Origin of the sequence: Rhizobium sp. WYCCWR10014 (assembly GCF_001657485.1) — a bacterium.
GTDB lineage: Bacteria > Pseudomonadota > Alphaproteobacteria > Rhizobiales > Rhizobiaceae > Rhizobium.
Map to the genome: position 1 here is coordinate 139,268 of NZ_LXFU01000037.1, position 19,510 is coordinate 158,777.

15 protein-coding genes are annotated in these 19,510 nt (G+C 62.8%); 4 read left to right on the plus strand and 11 right to left on the minus strand.

Annotation, left to right across the window (positions count from 1 at the left end):
* Positions 1-20: 20 nt before the first annotated feature.
* From A6U98_RS17550 to A6U98_RS17560, 3 genes are all read right to left on the minus strand, one after another.
* The gene (locus tag A6U98_RS17550; protein WP_064651757.1) at positions 21-3,737 is read right to left on the minus strand and encodes an AsmA-like C-terminal region-containing protein; all 3,717 of its coding nucleotides are present in this window, start codon (positions 3,735-3,737) and stop codon (positions 21-23) included.
* A gap of 202 nt (positions 3,738-3,939) precedes the next feature.
* Positions 3,940-5,352, minus strand: a complete 1,413-nt coding sequence (locus A6U98_RS17555) for an FAD-linked oxidase C-terminal domain-containing protein (RefSeq protein ID WP_064651758.1) — start codon at positions 5,350-5,352, stop codon at positions 3,940-3,942.
* Positions 5,353-5,617: 265 nt separating this feature from the next.
* Entirely contained in the window at positions 5,618-6,652 is a 1,035-nt protein-coding gene (locus A6U98_RS17560; protein WP_064651759.1) for an aldo/keto reductase, read from the minus strand.
* 92 nt (positions 6,653-6,744) lie between these two features.
* Between A6U98_RS17560 and A6U98_RS17565 the strand changes: the two genes are divergently transcribed.
* Both A6U98_RS17565 and A6U98_RS17570 read left to right on the plus strand, forming a co-directional pair.
* Positions 6,745-7,647, plus strand: coding sequence for a LysR family transcriptional regulator (locus tag A6U98_RS17565; protein WP_064651760.1), 903 nt, complete (start codon positions 6,745-6,747; stop codon positions 7,645-7,647).
* Between the two features lie 257 nt (positions 7,648-7,904).
* Positions 7,905-8,999: an AbrB family transcriptional regulator gene (locus A6U98_RS17570; RefSeq protein ID WP_064651761.1), complete on the plus strand. Its 1,095-nt coding sequence runs from the start codon at positions 7,905-7,907 to the stop codon at positions 8,997-8,999.
* Here A6U98_RS17570 and A6U98_RS17575 read toward each other — a convergent pair.
* Positions 8,959-9,870 carry an AraC family transcriptional regulator gene (locus A6U98_RS17575; protein ID WP_064651762.1) on the minus strand — a complete coding sequence of 304 codons (912 nt, stop codon included), beginning with the start codon at positions 9,868-9,870 and terminating at the stop codon, positions 8,959-8,961. The genes A6U98_RS17570 and A6U98_RS17575 overlap by 41 nt on opposite strands.
* A gap of 45 nt (positions 9,871-9,915) precedes the next feature.
* Here A6U98_RS17575 and A6U98_RS17580 point away from each other — a divergent pair, with 45 nt between their 5' ends.
* On the plus strand, positions 9,916-10,323 hold the full coding sequence (locus A6U98_RS17580; RefSeq protein WP_064651763.1) for a DUF2000 family protein: 408 nt from the start codon (positions 9,916-9,918) through the stop codon (positions 10,321-10,323).
* A 128-nt stretch (positions 10,324-10,451) separates the two neighbouring features.
* Positions 10,452-10,760, plus strand: a complete 309-nt coding sequence (locus A6U98_RS17585) for a hypothetical protein (RefSeq protein WP_064651764.1) — start codon at positions 10,452-10,454, stop codon at positions 10,758-10,760.
* An 85-nt stretch (positions 10,761-10,845) separates the two neighbouring features.
* On the opposite strand, the gene A6U98_RS17590 is transcribed toward A6U98_RS17585, so the two are convergent.
* The 7 genes from A6U98_RS17590 to A6U98_RS17620 form a co-directional block, all read right to left on the minus strand.
* On the minus strand, positions 10,846-11,511 hold the full coding sequence (locus A6U98_RS17590) for an OmpA family lipoprotein (protein WP_012758248.1): 666 nt from the start codon (positions 11,509-11,511) through the stop codon (positions 10,846-10,848).
* A 262-nt stretch (positions 11,512-11,773) separates the two neighbouring features.
* Positions 11,774-12,772 (minus strand): flagellin, encoded by a 999-nt coding sequence (locus A6U98_RS17595; RefSeq protein ID WP_064651765.1) that lies wholly within the window; start codon positions 12,770-12,772, stop codon positions 11,774-11,776.
* Positions 12,773-13,044: 272 nt separating this feature from the next.
* Positions 13,045-16,200: an efflux RND transporter permease subunit gene (locus tag A6U98_RS17600; RefSeq protein WP_064651766.1), complete on the minus strand. Its 3,156-nt coding sequence runs from the start codon at positions 16,198-16,200 to the stop codon at positions 13,045-13,047.
* Positions 16,197-17,402, minus strand: coding sequence for an efflux RND transporter periplasmic adaptor subunit (locus A6U98_RS17605; RefSeq protein ID WP_064651767.1), 1,206 nt, complete (start codon positions 17,400-17,402; stop codon positions 16,197-16,199). Before A6U98_RS17605 ends, A6U98_RS17600 begins: the two co-directional genes overlap by 4 nt.
* 255 nt (positions 17,403-17,657) lie before the next feature.
* Entirely contained in the window at positions 17,658-18,578 is a 921-nt protein-coding gene (locus tag A6U98_RS17610; RefSeq protein WP_064651768.1) for an adenylate/guanylate cyclase domain-containing protein, read from the minus strand.
* A gap of 179 nt (positions 18,579-18,757) precedes the next feature.
* Entirely contained in the window at positions 18,758-19,171 is a 414-nt protein-coding gene (locus tag A6U98_RS17615) for a type II toxin-antitoxin system VapC family toxin (protein WP_064651769.1), read from the minus strand.
* Positions 19,168-19,431 (minus strand): AbrB/MazE/SpoVT family DNA-binding domain-containing protein, encoded by a 264-nt coding sequence (locus tag A6U98_RS17620; protein ID WP_064651770.1) that lies wholly within the window; start codon positions 19,429-19,431, stop codon positions 19,168-19,170. Before A6U98_RS17620 ends, A6U98_RS17615 begins: the two co-directional genes overlap by 4 nt.
* Positions 19,432-19,510: the final 79 nt, after the last annotated feature.

The window sequence follows — 19,510 nt, forward strand, 5'->3', positions numbered from 1 at the left end:
GAATCAAATTCTATGCGCTTTCACTGCGCCTGAACGCCCGGCAGCTGATCGAAATTGAGCGGACCGGGCTGCGCTTGCCCGCTGCGCCGTGCTGCTTCCGCCTCGGCCGCGGCTCTCGCCTGCGCATCCGCATCCGCCTTCGCTTTGGCTTCCGCCGCGCGTGCGGCCTCCGCCTCGGCAACAGCCTTCTCAGCGGCTGCTTTCTGCGCCAGCGCGCGCAGCCGCTCTTCCTCCGCCTGCCGCTGTTGCTCGATCTCGGCCGCCTTGACGCGCTCGGCGGCGTTGAACCGGTAGAGCGCCACCTCGCGGCGCAGCCGCTGTTTTTCGAGCACGATCGCCTGCAACCGCTCGACGCGCCGGCGCTCGCGCTCGAAGGCGCGCAGCGACAGATAGCTGGTGATATCGGTCACATCCATCGTCTTGCCGGGCGACGGCAGCATGCCGGAAAAATTCAGCCGGAGCGCCGGCTCAGCGCCGGAAAGCGCTTCCGTGCCAGGATTGAACCCGACACCCAGCGTCGCGCTGATCCGCTCTTCCGGCAGCGCGATCTGCGCATCGGCGGTGATGCGGGCGAGATCGTTGGCGACGGTGACATTCTGCACCCTCAGCGTCCCGTCGGCGATGTTGAAGGGGATGCCGAGTGGTGGCAGCTTCGCCTCGCCGTTGCTGAGCAGCGTCTCGATGATCGGATGCACCTTGCCGGCATTGATCTGCTCCTGCATCGTATCGGTCGCGGCAAGCAGCGGCGGCAAGATGGCAAGGTTCAGCCCGCGTATACTGGTTTCGCCGAGCTTCAGTTCGCCCGAACCATTGAGCGAGCTGGCGATCTCGCCGATCGTCTTGCCCGAGGCCTCCATCGACAGCGACAACCCGAACTTGCCGTTGGCGATCGGCGCGCCGTCGCGCAGCCAGACGACGCCGGAAAGATCGGAATCGGCAAGCGCAAGCTTCGTCTGCAGGAAACCAGTGCCGCTGGCATTGGTGAAGAGCAGGTTGCCGGAGAGCTTTCCGCCGTCCCAGTTGCCGGCCATGTCGTTGAGCTGCAGCTCGTCGCCCTTGTAGGCGACGTTGCTGGTGAAGTCCGACACCGCCGTATCCGGCAGGCCGGGCCAGAACTCCTTGGCCGCCAGCTTCACGTTGACGTCGAGATCCTTGAAGATGGGCAGCCCCAGCGGCGCCGTCGTCAGCTGACCGTTGGCGGGATCGACGATCTGGCCGAACACCGCCTCGCCGAGCCAGCCTGCGTCGGCCTTGGCGAGTGTCAGCCCGCCGCTCGCGGTCGTCTTCGCAGCCTTCCGGTCGAAGGTCAGCGCACCGAAAAATTCGTTGTCGGCCGCATGCCCCTTGAGATCGGAAAAGACGATCTTGTCGCTGTCGACGGCGGCATTGACCTGCAGACCTAACGGCAGCCCGGTTCCGGTCTGCGGCAGGGCGATGCCGTTCATGATGAGATAGGGGTCGATATCGGCGCTGTCGAGCGAAAGCGCGATCTGGCCGTTCATGAAGGTCTCCGGCCGGACGTCGACCTTGCCGTTGGCCATGAACGAGGTCCGGTCGGTCGCAAAGGTCAGCGCCGCGTCGGCGGGATCGTTGCCCGATGCCTTCACCTTCAGCGTCAGTCGGCCATTGGCGCCAACATCGACCGGCAGCGGGTCGAGCCCGGCCTGGCCGAACAGGACTGATGGCACGGCGTTTTCGAGCGTCGCCTCGAGGTCCGTCGTGCCGTTGCCGGTCAGCGCCAGGAGGTCGGACATGCGGTAATCGAGATTAACGCGGCTGCCGTTCGCCACACCGGCAAGCGTCACCGTCAGCGCATTGCCCTCGTCGCCGCCGAGCGTCAGCGCGCCGCGGAGAGCCGTATTGCCATACCAGCCGGCATTGCGCACCAGCCGGTCGAGCACCGGGTGATGCGGCAGGTGCTCGCGCAGCATGGTGAAGAAGCCGCCGGGATCGGCCGATTTGAAGGTGATCTCGCCCGCGCCCTTGTAATCGAGCAGCGAGCCTTCCGCCCTGCCCGTCGCCGTCAGCTCGGCGCCGGCGATATTCTTGATCGACAGCCGGTCGACGGCGAGCGCCCCATCGGCGATCGTAAACGTGGTCTCGACATTCTCGGCACTGACGCCGAAGGCGGTGAACTTGTCGGCCTTGAGCTGGGCGGCGATCTTATGGTCGAGCACGTTGTCGCCGGCATCCTGGCCGGTCATCAGCCCGCTCAGCGCCTGCAGCGCGTCGAGATCGAGCGTATCGCCGTTCAACGCCACCGATAGCGTCGGCGTCTGGCCGGATATCGCCTGGCGCTCCAGCCGGCCCTTCAGCGTCGCCGGTCCGATGGCAATCTCGAGATTTTCAAAACGCTGCAATTCATGCGTCAGGTTGACATTGGCGGAAAAGCCCGCCTGCCGCAATTGCCGGATGGCCGGATCCACCGAGCCGGCAAGCCAGGAGGCAAGTCCCGTCGGCTGGCTGGATGCCACCACGATCTGGCCGTTGAACGAAGGTTCGCCCTGAAGCAGGAGCTTGCCCTTGCCTTCCACCTGAGTGCGCCCCGGCAGCGTGCCGGTGGCGCTGTCGATCATCCAGCCGGTCCCGGCCGGTTCGAGCTCCAGCTGCACGTCGCGCAGCGTCGTATCGCCGGCCACGATCGCCGGCAGCTTGACGCTCGCCTTGCCCGGGACCTGCGGGATCGGCACCTGCGCGACGATATCGATCAGCGAATTCAGCCGCTGGCGCGCCGAAACAGCGGCATCCCGCGTCGTTTTGCCGGACGCCCCCTGATTGCCGATGCGGTTGACGTCGATCTGCTGCCCATCGGCGGTCAGCAGGAATTCCGGCGCATTGCCGGTATCGAGCGTCGCCTCGCCGGTTATGACATACGGATCGTCCGTCGGGCCGATCTCCATCCGGTATTCGGGAATGCGAATGCGTTCATTGGTGAGCTCGAAGCGGCCCTTGACGCGCGGTGGCTGCTCTTTCTTGTTGGCGGGCTTGGCGCTGTTGCGGATCTCGACCGCTGCCGAAAGCTGGCCCTGATAGTTCGGCTTGCTGTCGACGAGCTTCAGCTCGCCGTCGAGATCGACGCTGACAGGGTGCTTGTCCGGCGAAAGCCTCGTGCGCATGCGCAGCACGCCCTTCTCGTCCGGCTGACTGCTCGAGATCGAGAAGCCGCCGTGCTCGCCGTCGAGCGCAGCGTCGCCCTCGATGCGCCAGGGGCCTGCCAGCGACTTTGCCGACATTTCCGCGTTGAGGCCGGTGATGCGACGCGAGCGACCCGACTGATCGTCGATGAATTCGACCTCGCCGCCGCTGACATGCACGTTTTCGAGAACGACGGTCCTCGCCGGTATTTCCGCGCGGCTGCCACGCATCCAGTCGAGCGTGCCGTCCTTGAGCAATCTCAAGCGCACCTTGGGATTGACGACGCGCATGTCGAAGATCAGCGCTTCGCCCGACAGGAAAGGCGCGAGCTCCGCATCCATGGAGAACTGCTCGACCTTGACGATCGGCGTGCCGTCCGCTTCCTGACCGACGCGCACGTCATGCAGTGTCACCGACGGGAACGGCAGCAGGCGCGCATCCACCGTGCCGTAGACGGTAACCTTCTTGCCGATGATGCGGCTTGCCTGATCCTCGAAATTCTTGCGGAAATCCGTCCAGTCGATGAACAGCGGCGCAAGCAGCGCCACAAACAGCACTACGACGATCACTCCCCCCAGAAAGACGAGGAACCGGCCTACCAATGCAAAGCGTCTCCATTCGGGATTCTGTTGCCGACACTAGAGCATGATGCCGAAAAGTGTGAGCGGTTTTCGGACGACATCATGCCCTAACTCTTTAATTGAGAACAGGATTCAGATTTCAGGGCGAGCCGGCCCGACATCATCCTGTTCTAGCGCTATTCATGCCGGGGGCAAGACCCAACTTCATGAGAATGTTCCGTTTTCAGCCATGGTGGAAAATCTTGCCGGGATTGAAGATATCGTCCGGATCGAGCGCCTGTTTCACCTGTCGCATCAGATCCACCGCGCCGCCGAGCTCCTGTTCCAGAAACGCCATCTTGCCTTGCCCGATCCCGTGTTCGCCGGTGCATGTCCCGTCCAGGTCGAGCGCCCGCTGGTTGAGTCGCTGCACGAAGCTCTCAGCCCTGGCGATGTCTTCGGCACTTTTGTCGTCGAACAACAGCAGCACATGGAAGTTCCCGTCGCCGGCATGGCCGACGATAGGACCCAACAGCCCGTGCTCCTCGATATCCGCCTGCGTTTCGGAAACACAATCTGCGAGCCTCGATATCGGAACACAAACATCGGTCGAAAGTGCGGCAAGCCCGGGCGCCAGCGCCCTTGCAGCCCAATAGGCGTCGTGGCGCGCCTTCCAGAGCTTCGTCCGCTCCTCGGCATTGGCGGTCCATAGGAATTCGCCGCCGCCGCATTCGGCGGCGATCTCGGCAAAGGCAGCCGATTGCAGCGGCACGGTCTCGTCGGTGCCGTGGAATTCGAGGAACAGCGTTGGGCTTTCGGCATAGGAAAGCTTGGAATAGGCGTTGCAGGCCCGCATCTGCACCGTGTCGAGAAGCTCGATGCGCGCCACCGGAATGCCCATCTGGATCGTCATGATGACGGCATCGCAGGCGGCCTTGATGCTCGGAAAGGCACAGGCCCCTCCGGCAATCTTCTGGGGGATCGCCTGCAGGCGCAGCGTCACCGAGGTCAGAATGCCGAGCGTGCCCTCGGCGCCGACGAAGAGCCGCGTCAGATCGTAGCCTGCCGAGGATTTACGGGCGCGCCGGGCCGTGCGGATCTCCTCGCCATTGGCGGTGACCGCAGTGACGGCAAGCACATTGTCCTTCATCGTTCCGTAGCGCACGGCATTGGTGCCTGAGGCCCGCGTCGAGGCCATACCGCCGATCGAGGCGTTGGCGCCGGGATCGATCGGGAAGAACAGCCCGGTATCGCGCAGGTGGATGTTCAGCGCCTCGCGTGTGACACCCGGTTCGACGGTGCAGTCGAGATCTTCGGGATTGACCTCAAGCACCCGGCTCATGCGGCTGAAATCGATCGAAATGCCGCCATTGGCGGCGTTGACCTGCCCCTCCAGCGAGGTACCGACACCGAAACCGATCACCGGCACCTTGTGGGTCGCACAGGCTCTGACTGCTGCCTTCACATCCTCGGCGCTCTCGGCGAAGAGCACGCCGTCGGGCAGTTGCGACGGGATATAGGTGGTCGTATGGGCATGCTGTTCGCGAAAGGACTGGCCGGTCTGGAACCGCTCGCCGAAGCTCTGCTTGAGAATGCCGAGCACCGCGGCAATTCCCACCTCGTTGCGTGTGCCCGCCTTCGCGTCCTTCAGCGCCATCCCGTTAATCTCCCTGCCATTCCGCAGAAACCATATCGTGTTCCGCAGGCTACAGCGCCGCGCGACTTTTCAGACGAGCAAAGGACGCTGTAGAACCCTAAAATTACTGCATAATTTCATCCTTAAATCGATTCCGATTTAAGGAATTATGCAGCAGGCTGGGTATGCGGCAAGTCAAAGCGGCTGTCCAGTTAAGTTTGGCAGAAGATTTCATTCCCACTTTGTTATAGCCGGCTGCCATAGACAAATCCGCCGTCCCCGGCACTCAGACGATCGGCGGATTGAGCCGGGCAAAACCCTCCTGCCTGCGATAGGGAAAGTAGGGATAGGGCGCCGTGACAGTGCTTATGGCGTCGAGCCTTTCGATCTGCTCCCTCGACAGGCTCCAGCCGACCGCGTCGAGGTTCTGCCGGAGCTGTTCCTCGTTGCGGGCGCCAATGATGACGCTCGATACCGTCGGCCGGTTAAGCAGCCAGTTGATGGCGATCTGCGGCACCGTCCGGCCGGTCTCACCTGCAATGGCGTCCAGCACCTCGACGATGTCGAATAGCTTTTCGTCGTCGACAGGCGGGCCGTATTGCGCCGTCTCGTGCAGCCGGCTTGCCTTGGGCAGCGGCTGGCCGCGGCGGATCTTGCCGGTCAACCGACCCCAGGCGAGCGGGCTCCAGACGAGGGCTCCCACACCCTGGTCGGCGCCAAGCGGCATCAGCTCCCATTCGTAGTCGCGCCCTGCCAGCGAATAATAGACCTGATGGGCGACATAACGCGGATAGCCGTGGCGCTCGGCGGCCGCGAGCGACTTCATCAGTTCCCAGCCGGCAAAATTGGAAACGCCGACATAGCGGATCTTGCCTGCGGCAACGAGCCCGTCGAGCGTCGACAGCACCTCCTCGACCGGCGTCGAGGCATCGAAGGCGTGAAGCTGCAAGAGGTCGATATAGTCGGTCCCGAGCCTGAGCAGCGCATCCTCGGTCGCGCGGATCAGCCGCGCCCGCGACGTTCCCCAGTCCTGCGGCCCCTCGCCCATCGGCAGCGCCGTCTTCGTCGAGATCAGCACAGCGTCGCGCCGGCCGCGGATCGCCTGGCCGAGCACCTCCTCGGAGGCGCCGGCCGAATAGACGTCGGCCGTGTCGAAGAGATTGACACCGGCTTCAAGGCAGATGTCGACCAGCCGCCGCGCTTCCTCGGCATCGGTATTGCCCCAAGCGCCGAACAGCGGCCCGCTGCCGCCGAATGTGCCCGCGCCGAGGCTCAAGACCGGCACCCTGAGGCCGGAGGCACCGAGATTTCGATAGTCCATGGATCTGTCTCCCGTATTTCCTATGAGATAGACCGCGGGCATTCGATGATATAGATTGCCTATCAGCAAATCATCTGTGACTTGAATTCATCATGAGCCGTCAGGACATCAACCGCTCCGGCGAAATGGAAGTCTTCGTCAGCGTCGTCGAGCGCGGCGGCTTTTCTGCGGCGGCCACGGCCCGGCGCATGACGCCGTCAGCTGTCAGCAAGCTCCTCGCCCGCCTGGAGACGCGCCTCGGCGCCCGCCTCGTCAACCGCTCGACCCGCAAGCTGCAATTGACGCCGGAAGGCTGCGCCTTCTACGAGCGCTGCATCACCATCCTTGCCGATATCGCCGAGGCCGAACGTCAGGCATCGACGGGCGAACAGGCCTCAGGCCGCATCCGCATCAACACCAGCGGCTCTTTCGGCAACCATGTGCTGGCGCCGCTCGTGCCTGCGTTCATGGCGCTTCATCCGGCCGTGACGCTGGATATTTCTCATACCGACAGGATAGTCGACCTGATGGAGGAGCGCGCCGATGTCGCGATCCGCGCCGGCCCCTTGAAGAATTCCAGCCTGATCGCCCGCAAGCTCGGCGCCACCAGGAAGATCATCGTCGCATCGCCGGATTATCTCTCGCGTCACGGCAAACCACGCTCGACCGCCGATCTCCGCCGCCATTGCCGCATCGGCTTTTCCTACGCCCGCGCCATCGAGGGTTGGCCGCTGCGAGAGCACGGAGAAACGGTGATGATCCCGCTCGCTCCGGGCCTGCAGGTGGGAGACGGCGAAGCCATGCGTCACCTCGCTTTGTCAGGCGCCGGCCTTGCCCGGCTCGCCGTCTTCACCGTGCGCGCCGATATCGATGCCGGGCGCCTAGTGCCGGTGCTTGAAGAGGCCAATCCCGGCGATCTCGAGGAGTTCTACGCCCTCTATATGGGCCAGGGTGGCCATCTGCCGGCGCGTGTACGCGCCCTGCTTGATTTTCTCGCCAGCCATGTGCGTTTCTGACGGCACTCCGCCCCAAACCGTGCAGCGGCTTCGGAGGTCGACATGCGTAAAAACAATGGCTTAGAGCGACAGCATGAATCAAATTCGCATCTTAAGGCGCCGAGAGGCAAAATTTCGCAATTGACCGCTCGTCTTCCACCCGCCTATACCGGACCCGCGCCAGCCGGCTCCTGCAGCCGGCCTTTCTTCGTCATGCCGGAGCCCCCTCCCACCTTCAGCCTCAGGGCTTGGCGCCGGCCAGGAAAGACACGGGGATCATGTCACTCAGCGACGCAAGCCGCCTGCTGCGGGATGCCGGCCTGCCGAAATGGGCGCTGCTGTTGGCGCTTTCCACAGCTCTCGTCGTCTTCCTCGAACTCTTCGCACTGCCGGCCTCGCTGCTGATCGGACCGATGGTCGCGGCAATCGCACTGGCGCTGACCGTCGGCAAAGGAAAGCTTCGCGTGCCCTTCTGGCCGCTGCAGTTCGGCCAGGTCCTCGTCGGCCTGATGATGGCGCGCACCATCACCCCTGACATTCTCGGCACCATGGCGAAGGACGCACCACTCTTTCTGCTGTTCATCTTCTCGGTGATCGCCATCGCCACCGGCCTCGGCTGGCTTTTGACGCGCTGGCAGGTGCTGCCGGGAACGACGGCGGTCTGGGGTTCCTCGCCGGGCGGCGCCTCCGCCATGGTCATCATGTCGGAAGCCTATGGCGCCGATGCCCGTCTCGTCGCCTTCATGCAGTATCTGCGCGTTGTCTTCGTCGCCGTCGGTGCCTCCGTGATCTCGCGCCTGTGGGTGGCAGCCGACGGCGCCGAGCCGCCGCCGCTTGTCCTCTTTCCCGAGATCGACTGGCCGGCCTTTGCAGCAACGATGGCTTTTGCCGCCTTTTGTGCCTATGGCGTCTGGCGCCTGCGCCTCCAGGGCGGCACGATCATCGTGCCGCTCTTTCTCGGCGCCTTGCTGCAGGGCATGGGCCTGCTGAAAATTGAGCTACCGATGTGGCTGCTCGCCATCGCCTATGCGCTCGTCGGCTGGAGCATCGGCCTGCGTTTCACCCGCTCAATCCTCAAGCACGTGGCGCGTGCCCTGCCGAGAGTATCGGCCTGCATCGTGCTGCTGATGGCGCTCTGCGGCTGCATGGCGGTAGCGCTTCACGTCTTCGCCGGCATCGATCCGCTGACGGCCTATCTCGCCACCAGCCCCGGCGGCGCCGATTCCGTCGCCATCATCGCCGCCTCCAGCGATGTCGACGTGCCCTTCGTGATGGCAATGCAGACCGGCCGTTTCCTGGTGATCCTGATGATCGGCCCGATGCTCGCCCGTTTCATCGCGCGCCGTTCCGGCCTTGCGGAAAATCCCGTCTAGCGCCCTGCTTAGGGTTGTGCGCGAGTGCCGCCCATTGGCCGGGAGTCATGCCGTAGGCTTTCTTGAAATGGCGGTTGAGATGGCTCTGGTCGGCAAAGCCGGTCGCCGCCGCCACATCGGAAATCCCCTCACCCGCACCGATCATCGCCCGCGCCCGCTGCAGCCGCCGCATCAGGAGATAGCGATGCGGGCTGGTGGCGAAGGCCGCCCGGAAATGCCGAGACAACGCAAAACGGTCCAGACCCGTCACCGCCTCAAGCTCGCCGGAATTCACTGCCCGGGTCGCATATGCCTCAAGATAATCCCGTGCTGCCCGCACCTGCCGCCACGCGACGAGGCCCAGCGGCCGCGGCGGCATGCGCGCATGCCGTGACAGCCCGCCCGTCACCTGCGATACGAAATCGTCGACGAAAAGCGCGTCCAGTTCGCGGTCGAGTTCGCCAAGTGCTGCCAGCAGCACGCCCGCTAGCGCGGGATCGCCGATCACGGGTTCATCGACAAAAGGCAGGCCGACGCCATCCGCCTTCAGGCATTCAAGAAGCAGCGACGGCTCCAGATAGAGCATACGGTATTGCAGCCCATCCTCCGTCCCCGCCCCACCGTCATGCTCCTCATCGGGGTGCAGCACGATCACCTGTCCCGGCAGGCTGAAGCGCCGCTCGCCGCGATAGCGGAAGGTCTGAACCCCCTTCAGGGTAACGCCGAGTGCGTAGGTGTCGTGCCGGTGCGGCTCGAAAGCATTGCCTGAGAACTGCGCCTCGATGCGCTCGATGCCGGGAAAGGCCGGCGCAGCCAGAATGGCGTTGCCGGATGGTCCCGCGCACAAACGTTCAAGACCTTCGAAGACCTGCGGATGTAAGTCCTGATTCAACGCGTCCGATACTCCATAACCCGTAGATAGGTGAAAGACCGTCCGATGTTTGATACCAAAATTGCCGTCGTCCTGCGAAACAATCTTGCCGGCTGGCAGAAGCTGAACGTCACCGCCTTCCTGATGACCGGCGTCGCCGGCGGACACCCCGAAATTATCGGTGAGCCCTACAAGGATCGTGCCGGAAACCTCTACAATCCGTTATCGGTCCAGCCGATCATCGTGCTCTCCGCCGACGAGGCGACGATGTCGGCCATCCACCGCCGCGCGCTGGAGCGCGATGTCACCGCTTCTCTTTTCATCGAGGAGATGTTTACGACCGGCCACGATGCGGCCAACCGCGCCGTCTTCGCCGAGTTCGCGCCCGAGGATGCGAAAGTGGTCGGCATCGCGTTGCGCGCCGAAAAGAAAATCGTCGATAAGATCACCAAGGGCGCGACAATGCAGCACTGATCAGATGGCGTATCGCCGACCGCCTTGCCCTGTCCACAGCCGAGGGGAGCAACTCATTCATCGACGATCTTGAGTTGAAATTTTTGGGAAAGCGGTGAAAGGTCCCTCCATCGGCGACGGAGGAATCAATGACGGAAGTGGAACTGGCGGTTGTAACGATCCTGACGTGTTCGGTGGGAGGGGCTCTCGGCGCAAAGAATGCCAAGGCTGAAGCCTGGAAAGGCTTCGTCATCATCGCGGTGTCGATGATCGTGACGATGGTCATATTCACATTGCTGAACATCGACAATGACGTCGTCGTGAGCCTCGCCAGTATCGTCATCGCGGGCGTCGTCGGCGCAATCTTGAAAATGTCGCCGCGTCAGACTTCTCTCGTAATCATCGGCGGCTTGCTGTTTGCCGTGGTCGCCGCCGTTCTCATCAGCCTCATCAGTTGATCGCCGTCAACTCGAGCGTCTTGACGCTCGGGTCCCATTCGATGGGTGGCCGGGCAAAATGACCCGGCCTTCCCTATTGAATTGATCAGCCCTGTGTAATCGGCGCGATCTGGATCTCGACGCGGCGGTTCTGTGCGCGGCCGGCCTCGCTCGCATTGGAGGCGACAGGTTGGGACGGGCCGAAACCGACGGCGGAGACGCGGCGCTGGTCGATGCCCTGGCCGCCGAGATAATCGGCAACCGACAGTGCGCGGCGCTGCGACAGGTCCTGATTATGCTGCAGACTGCCGGTCGAATCCGTATGGCCGTTGACGTCGATCAGTGTGCGGTTGAACTTGCGCAGTACGATAGCCACCGAATTCAGCGTCGGATAGAAGCCCGGCTTCACAGCGTCCTGATCGACGTCGAAGGTGATGTTCGACGGCATGTTGAGGATGATGTTGTCGCCGTTGCGGGTCACCGAAATGCCGGTGCCTTCGAGCTGGGCGCGAAGCTCGGATTCCTGCTGGTCCATGTAATTGCCGATCGCACCGCCTGCGAGAGCGCCGACGCCTGCGCCGATCAACGCTGCATTACGCTTGCCGTGGCCGCCGCCGCCGACAGCCACGCCGACGAGAGCGCCGCCGAGAGCGCCAAGCGCCGCGCCGCCGGCTGTGTTGGAAACCTTCTGTTCACCGGTATAGGGATCGGTCGTCGTGCAGGCGCTGAGATAGCTTGCGGCAATAGCTAGAAGTACGAATTTCTTGATCATGGACAGGATGGTCTCCGTTCGACTGATGCGAGCAAATGGCAAGGATTGCGGCAAGAAAATGAAGATGTTCCCTTGATAGGGGAATTTCAGACGCCAAAACAGCAGCCATGTTGCAGCGATGCGCTGATATCACCAGCTTTCGCGAATGGGCAGCGCTCGGCGTCCCGCAAGATGCGGCAGGGTACGACGATCAGCCCTCATGGTGAGGAGGCCCAAGGGCCGTCTCGAACCACGAGGGCGAGTGGCTGGATGACACGCATCTTTAAAAATTCTGGAAGAGCTGCCGCACGGTGTCGTAACTGGCGTTGGCGATGTTCAGCGACTGCAGGCCGAGCTGCTGCTGCGTCTGCAATGCCCGCAGCCTGCTCGACTCCTCCTCCATGTCGGCATCGACCAGCCGGCCGATGCCGGTGGTGATGTTGTCGTGCAGTTTCGTGGCGAAGTCGTTCTGCAGGTTGATGCGCTTTTCCAGCGCGCCGAAGGCCGAACCGACCGTCGTCAGCTGTGTCAGCGCGGCATCGACGATGCTGATCATCTGGCCGATCTGGCCCTGCGTCGTGCTTGATGTCACCGAGATCACCACCTGCCCGGTGGTGGTGCCGTTCTTGCTCGTCATCAGCACGTAATTTTGCGCAGCACCGAGTTCGGTGGCGAAAGAGGCCGATGTCAGCACCCCGTATTCGCCGGAACCGGTGGCACGGTCGTCGATCAGGTAGCGCGCGTCCTTGGAGGTCGTCGCTCCCACCGGCGTATTGTCGATATGGTAGCTCAGCATGCCGATCGAGATCGTTCCGTCGGCGTTGCGGATGAACGAGGCCGGGATCTGGCGCGGCTGCGTCGGCGTCGCATCGTTGGTGAGGACCACCCAGTTGTCGCTGTTGAAGGTCGCCGATTCCGAAACGCTACGCAGTTGCTCCTGCAGCTGTTTGATCTCTTCGTTGATCTTGTTTTTGTCGATGCCGTCTTCGGTTGCGGCAACCAGCTTTGCCTTGATTTCGGAGACGACGTCGATGACGCTCTGAACGCCGGTATAGGCCGTTCCCATCGTCGCCGCGGCCATGCCGAGCGCATCCTGGATGGCCGAAACGGCTTTATTGTCGGTCCGCGCGGTGGTGGCGACCGACCAGTAGACGGCGTTGTCGCTGGCCTTTTCGACACGCATACCCGTCGTGATGTGGTTCTGCGTGACCGTCATATTCCGATTGATATCGCGCAGCACATGAAGCGCCGCATCCACGGAGACGCGCTGATAAATACTCACGGGACTAAACTCCAAAACACAACAGACGCAAACTGAACTAAAAATGAACCGTGCCGCACGGACATTCATGTCCGGGGTCGCTGAAACTCCAGCGCATTGCAGCCTTCAAGAAACGAAGAAGACCAGTCGGTTACTAGTCACAATCATTGCCGTTTATGCTTAACAAACGACTAAACTTCAGAAGTAATTTAGCTAATTTCGCAAGGTTCAAACACCATAAGAAACGCCGCCGGACGAAGTTGGCCGGCGGCGTTTCGTAATTGGATAAAACCTTATTCGGCGGCCTGAAGCTGCTCGTCGTCGGGTGCGGCGCGCGGCCGCGTGGCGACGGACATCTCTTCGTGCAGGCGCGCTTCCTCGTGGGCGTGCGGCTTGGCGAAGCGGGCAAGCAGCAGATAGGCGACCGGCGTGATGAACAGCGTCACCAGCGTCGCGAAACCGAGACCGCCGACGATCACCCAGCCGAGCGCAACGCGTGCTTCGGCGCCGGCGCCATGGGCAAAGACCAGCGGCACGCCGCCGAGGATAGTGGCGATCATCGTCATCATCACGGGGCGAAGGCGCAGCGCGCAGGCCTTCTCGATCGAGGGCCGCACATCCTCGCCCCGGTCGCGCAGCTGATTGGCGAATTCGACGATCAGGATACCGTTCTTCGCCATGACGCCGACGAGCAGCACCAAGCCGATCTGGCTGTAGATGTTGAGGCTGGAGCCGGTGATAACAAGTGCGAAGACGGCGCAGGCAAGACCAAGCGGCACCGTCGACATGATGATCAGCGAGGACAGCACGCTTTCGAACTGCGCGGCCAGCACCAGGAAAATGATGACGATGGCGAAACCGAAGGTCAGCGCCATGCCGCTCGAATTCTCTTCGAGCGTCGCCGCCTCGGCGAGCGGCAACAGGCGGGAGCCTGGCGGCAGCAGCGGCTCGGCGAGATCAGTCACCTGCTTGACGGCATCCCCGAGCGACATGCCGTTCCTGAGGCCGGCGGTGATCGCCACGGAGGCGAGCTGCTGCTCGCGGTTGAGCTGCGGCGCGACCGACCCTTCCTTCATCGTGGCGATGACCGACATCGGCACGATCTTGCCGTCGCCGGTCTTCAGGAACACGTTCTCGAGGTCGGTCGGATCGTCGATCGGCCGCGTCGTCGAGGTCAGAAGCACGGGATAGGATTCGCCGTCGACGAAGACGTCGACCACCGAGCGCCCTTCGAGCAGCGATTGGATTGCCGTCGAAAGCCCGGTTATGTCGATGCCGAGATCCGAGGCGCGCTCGCGATCGATCGCCACCGACACCTGCGCCTGGCTGGGCTCGTTGGTCAGGCGCGGCGTATCATACTGGCCGGTGGCCTCGAGCGACTGAACTAGCTTGGCGGCCGCCGCCGTCAGCGCTTCGTGATCATTGCCGATCAGCGCCATCTGCAGACCACTGCCGGCGCCCCGGATGCGAAGGCTGTTCGAGGAGATGGCATTGCCGCGCAGGGCCGGCACCCTGGAGGCTGCCTGGTTGATATCGCCGACGATCTCCGTCTGCGTCCTGTTACGCTCTCCCCAGGGGGCGAGCGTCAGCACCATGAAGCCGCTATTCAGCGAACCGCCCTGCCCGGAGATCGAGAAGATATTGCGGATGTCGCCGCTGTCGACCAGCGGCTGCAGATATTCCTCGACGAGTTGCATCTTGTCGCGGGTATATTCGAGGCTCGATCCCTGGGGCGTCGTCAGCCGCATCATCACCATCGACCGGTCCTCTTCGGGCGTCAACTCGCTCTTCACTGTTGAGAAAGCGACGAGTGCCGCACCGGCAAAGATCACCGAGAACAGGATGACGATGAAGGGCGCGTTGAGACAGCCATGCAGAGCCCATTTGTAGAGATCGGCGAGCGCGCCGCCGAAGCGGCCGAGCATGCCGTGATCTTCGAGCATAGGCTTGGTCAGCATGCGCGAGGCAAGCATCGGACACAGCGTAAGCGCCACGATCGACGACAGCCCGACCGAGAAGGCGAGCACGAAGCCGAATTCGCGGAAGAGGCCACCGACCTGTCCCGGTAGGAAGGAGAGCGGAATGAACACCGCCGCCAGCGTCGCCGTCGTGGCGATGACGGCGAAGAACACCTCGCGCGTTCCGAGCACGGCAGCTGCGCGCGGTCCCATGCCTTCGGAGCGCCGGCGTACGATATTTTCGAGCACCACGATCGCATCGTCGACGACGAGGCCGGTCGCCAGCACGATCGCGAGCAGCGTCAGGATGTTGATCGAAAAGCCGACCATGTAGATCGCCGCCAGCGTGCCGATCAGCGCCACCGGCATGCTGACTGCCGGGATCAGCGTCGCCCGCCAGTCGCGCAGGAAGAGGTAGATGACGGCGGTGACGATGACGGCGGCGAGCACCAGCGCCAGCACCACTTCGTGGATCGCACCCTGGATGAAGACTGCGTCGTCGCTGGTGATGGCGATCGTCGTGCCCTCGGGCAGCGTCTTCGACAGTTGGTCGACGGCCGCCTTGATGCCGGTCGAGATGTTCAGCGTATTCGACTGCGCCTGGCGGATGATGCCGAGGCCGATGCCCGGTTTGCCGTTGGAGCGCAACGCCGTTTCGCCGTCGCGTGGCCCAAGCATCACCGTCGCGACGTCGCCGAGCCGGACGCGGTCCTGCAGGATGACGTTGGAAAAATCCGCCGGAGTCTGCAGGTTGGCGGTGGCGCGCACCACGATATCCTGCGTATTGCTCTTCAGCGAGCCGGCGGGCACGTCGAGAGCGGCATTGTCGAGCGCCTTCGTCAGGTCGCCGATGGTCAGTCCGCGGCTGGCAAGCGCGCCCTGGTCGACGTCGACGCGGAAGACCTTCTCCTGGTCGCCATATTCCTCGACGTCGGCAACCCCGTCGACGGAGGCGAGGCGATCGATCACCTCGTTTTCGACGAGCTGGGTCAGATCGTCCATGTTGAGATTGGTGGAGGTGACGGCAAGGCGCATGATCGCCGAGGAATCCGAATCCGCCTTGACGATCTGCGGCGCATCCGCTTCGTCGGGCAGGTTCTGGGTGATGCGGCCAATCGCGTCGCGCACGTCGTTGGCGGCGACCGAGAGATCGATCGCATCCGAGAATTCCAGCGTCACCCGGCTCTGACCGAAGGACGAGGTCGACGAAATCGATTTCAGGCCGCTGACGCGCGCCACCGCCCCCTCGATCACCTTGGTCAGTTCCTGGTCGATCGTCTGCGGCGATGCGCCGTCGAAGGTGGTGCGCACGGTGACGACGGGACGGTCGACATCGGGCAGTTCGCGCACCTCGACGCCGACATATGCCGCAAGGCCGGCAACGACCATCAGCGTGTTGAACACCAGCGCCAGGATCGGCCGGCGAACGAAAAGTGCGGTGAAGCTCTGCTTGCCCGCCGCCCTGTCGTGATGAATCTCGGTCACGTTCATTGGGTGGCGACCTCCGCAGTCGCGGCGACATCGGCGCTCACACGCACCGCCCCGCCCTCACGCACGCGCTGCAGGCCCTGCGTCACGATCACGTCGCCATCCTTGAGATCGGCTTTGACGAGCACGAAATCCGGGTTGCGTTGCACGATGCTGACCCGCACCTTACGCGACTTGTCGTCGTTGACCTGCCAGACGAAGGAGCCCTGCGAATCCCACTGCACGGAGACCGGGTCGACAGCCGGATATTTGTCGCCAGGAAATTTCATGCTGACGCTGAAGGACATGCCGGCGCGCAGCTCGTCGGAACTGTTGTCGATCCGGGCGCGTAGACGAAGCGTACGGCTTGCCGCATCGATCCGATTGTCTACGGCTTCGACCACGCCCGAAAACACCTGTCCCGGCCTTGCCACCGACATCGCCTCGACCGGCTGGCCGACCGACACCGTATTGGCGAAACGCTCCGGCACCCAGTAGTCGACGAGGATTTCCGAACGGTCGTCGAGCGTGACGATCGGAATGCTCGTCGTGACGTTGTCGCCGATATTGACCGGCACGATGCCGACGATGCCGTCTATCGGCGCGGTGATGTTGCGCCGTGCGAGATTGAGCTCGGCGGCCTGCAGTTGCAGCCGTGCGCCCTGCTCGGCGATCTCCGAATCGAACACGTCCATGCGCGACACGCTGGACTTGATGTTATGATAGAGATTGGACTTCTCGACGGCGGACTTGACCGCCACATCGGCCTGGCCGCGGGCGATCACCTGCTCCTCGCTGTCGAGCTTGGCGAGCACCTGGCCGGCCTTCACCCTGTCGCCCGACTTGATGAGGATTTCGCGGATCGTGCCCGATGCCTGCGGCGTGACCGCCACCGAGCGGATCGCATCACCGGTGCCGATGGCGTTCAGCCGGTCGTTGACGACGCCCTGGACGACGGCCTGCGTCGCGACGAGAACGGTATTGTTGCGCCCGCCGCCATTGCGGCGGTTCCCCTGTCCCTGCCCCTCACCACGTTGCCCTTGCGCCCGGGCCGGAGCGTCGGCATCGGCCGTCTCTTCGGCCTTCGGCGCGATCTTGGAAACGATGCTGTCTGGAATGCCTGCATCGCGCATCGTATCGCCAGCGCCGGGCACAAAGAAAACCCACGCGGCAAAGCCGGCAATAATGACGATGAGCGAAAGTACAAACTGCTTCCAAAAGGCCATTCACGTCTCCGGAGGGACTCGAGGTTGGACCAGGGTCGGTCGAAAGAGGCGCTGCGGGTCCGAGATTCCCGTCTGATGCGACAATATCGCGCGTTTACAGCTTACCGGCAAGCATAAGCAGCCGGCATTACCGATTTGTAATATCAGCAAAGAATGGAAATAACCCGCCCGCTCACTTTTGCTTGAATGAACACTCGCCCGTGTCTTTGACACCGCTGATTTTCGGGCAAATTTCTGAAGATGCGGGTTGGATGCTTATCGACGCATCGACCACCGCACGCCCATCACGGCCGCAATCCCCAGTATCGGCCACACCGCCCAGAACTGCCCCGTCCAGGTGAAGAGGTTGATGCCGGCAAGGCCGAGCCCCACGATCGCCAGCGAGGTGATCTTGCGGTTGAACAGGGTCTGGCCGCGGTTCCAGGCGAGCGCCGCGACGACGGCAAGCGCGAGCACAGGAAACCGCGCCCAGAAGACGCCCTGCCACGACAAAAAATTGATACCGATCAGGACGGCGGCGATGACGCCGAGCACGCCATACAGCCTGCGTCCGCCCGGTACTGGGGTTATCTCGGCCTTAGCTGCCGCCATAACCGGCGCCGGCTGCGGCCCCGCAGGGCCGGATCGTTCGGCAGCCGGCGTCTCGTCCCTGGCATCGCCAATCTTCACCGCGTAGCTCGGCACGCCTTCATCGACATTCTTCACCATCAGCGGCCCAAGAAACTCGAAGCCGACCGCCACCTTGTTGCGGACCTGGTCATAGACGGTGCTCGATATCACGATGCCGCCTGCCGCAGCCGACGTCTGCAGGCGCGCGGCAATATTGACGCCGTCGCCATAGATGTCGTCGCCCTCGACGATTACGTCGCCGAGATTGATGCCGATGCGGAAAAGCATGCGACCGTCGGCTGGGCGGCGGGCGTTGAAACCCGCGAGTTCGTTCTGGGTGTCGACGGCCGCACGCACCGCCTCGACCACGCTCGGGAAATCGGCGATCAGCCCGTCGCCCCAGGTATTGATGACGCGGCCGCCATGGCTTTCGATCAGGCGCCCCATCGCCTCCCGGCAGCGCTTCAGGCTTGCAAGCGTCCCCTCCTCGTCAGCCCCCATCAGCCGCGTATAGTCCTGCACGTCAGCACAGAAGATCGTCGTCAGCTTGCGCCGCGTTTCACTCATGGTCTTTCGTCTCCGCGCTATCCGCCCCAGGAAAGGTCACTGCAAAGGCCGAAACTGGTCGATTGGAGATCATGGGCTATTGCAGCGGCGGTAAGTTACTAAGCCTTTGTGTTCGTTACCACCGGTAATTGCTGATCGTCGACCCGCGCTTTCCGGGCATGAGAGGCGGCGTGGACGATTCAGCTTCCTTCATTTGCCCAGTCATCGACCTTCAAAGGCTCCGAAACGCAAGCAAAAGCCTTGTCGCGCGTAACGAGGGTTGCGGCAGTTGCAACGGCATGAGCGGCAATCATCATATCGAGGGGCGCCAGAGTCACACCTTTGGCTTCGCAGGCAGCGCGAAGGTCGCCATAAGTTCGCGTGACATCGTGATCCCAAGGGAGAACGTCGACCCGAAGCAGGAATTGGCGGATCCGTTCCGACAGCGCCATCGGATAGCCTCGCTTGGCAAGACCGTAGAACAGCTCCCCTTCGGTGATCGATGAGATGACGATGTCTTCCATCGGAAGCGCGGCCAATTTTTCGATGATCTCCGGCCGATCGCCCTTGATGACATGGCTCACTATATTGGTATCGAGCATCCAGGCCGTCATTCCTTCCAGCCCTCGAATGGATCACGATCATGCGAAGGCTGGCTGCGGTCGTCTGGCCCCAGGAAATCGTCCGGAACCTGATCCTTGCCATAAAGTTCAAAGAGACCATCCCACGAATCCGGCTTGCGTGACAGAATGACATCGCCGGTCTTCGGATCACGACGGACGAACACCTCACTCTCCTCGAAGCGGAACTCCGCAGGGAGCCTGACTGCCTGGCTGCGGCCGGTCGTAAAAATCTTGGCTGTTCTCGTTGCCATGATGGCCTCCGCATTGCGATAGCTATCATGATATATACCGATAGCCAGCGGCGAGCAAGAAGTCCGGCGCCTCAAGAAA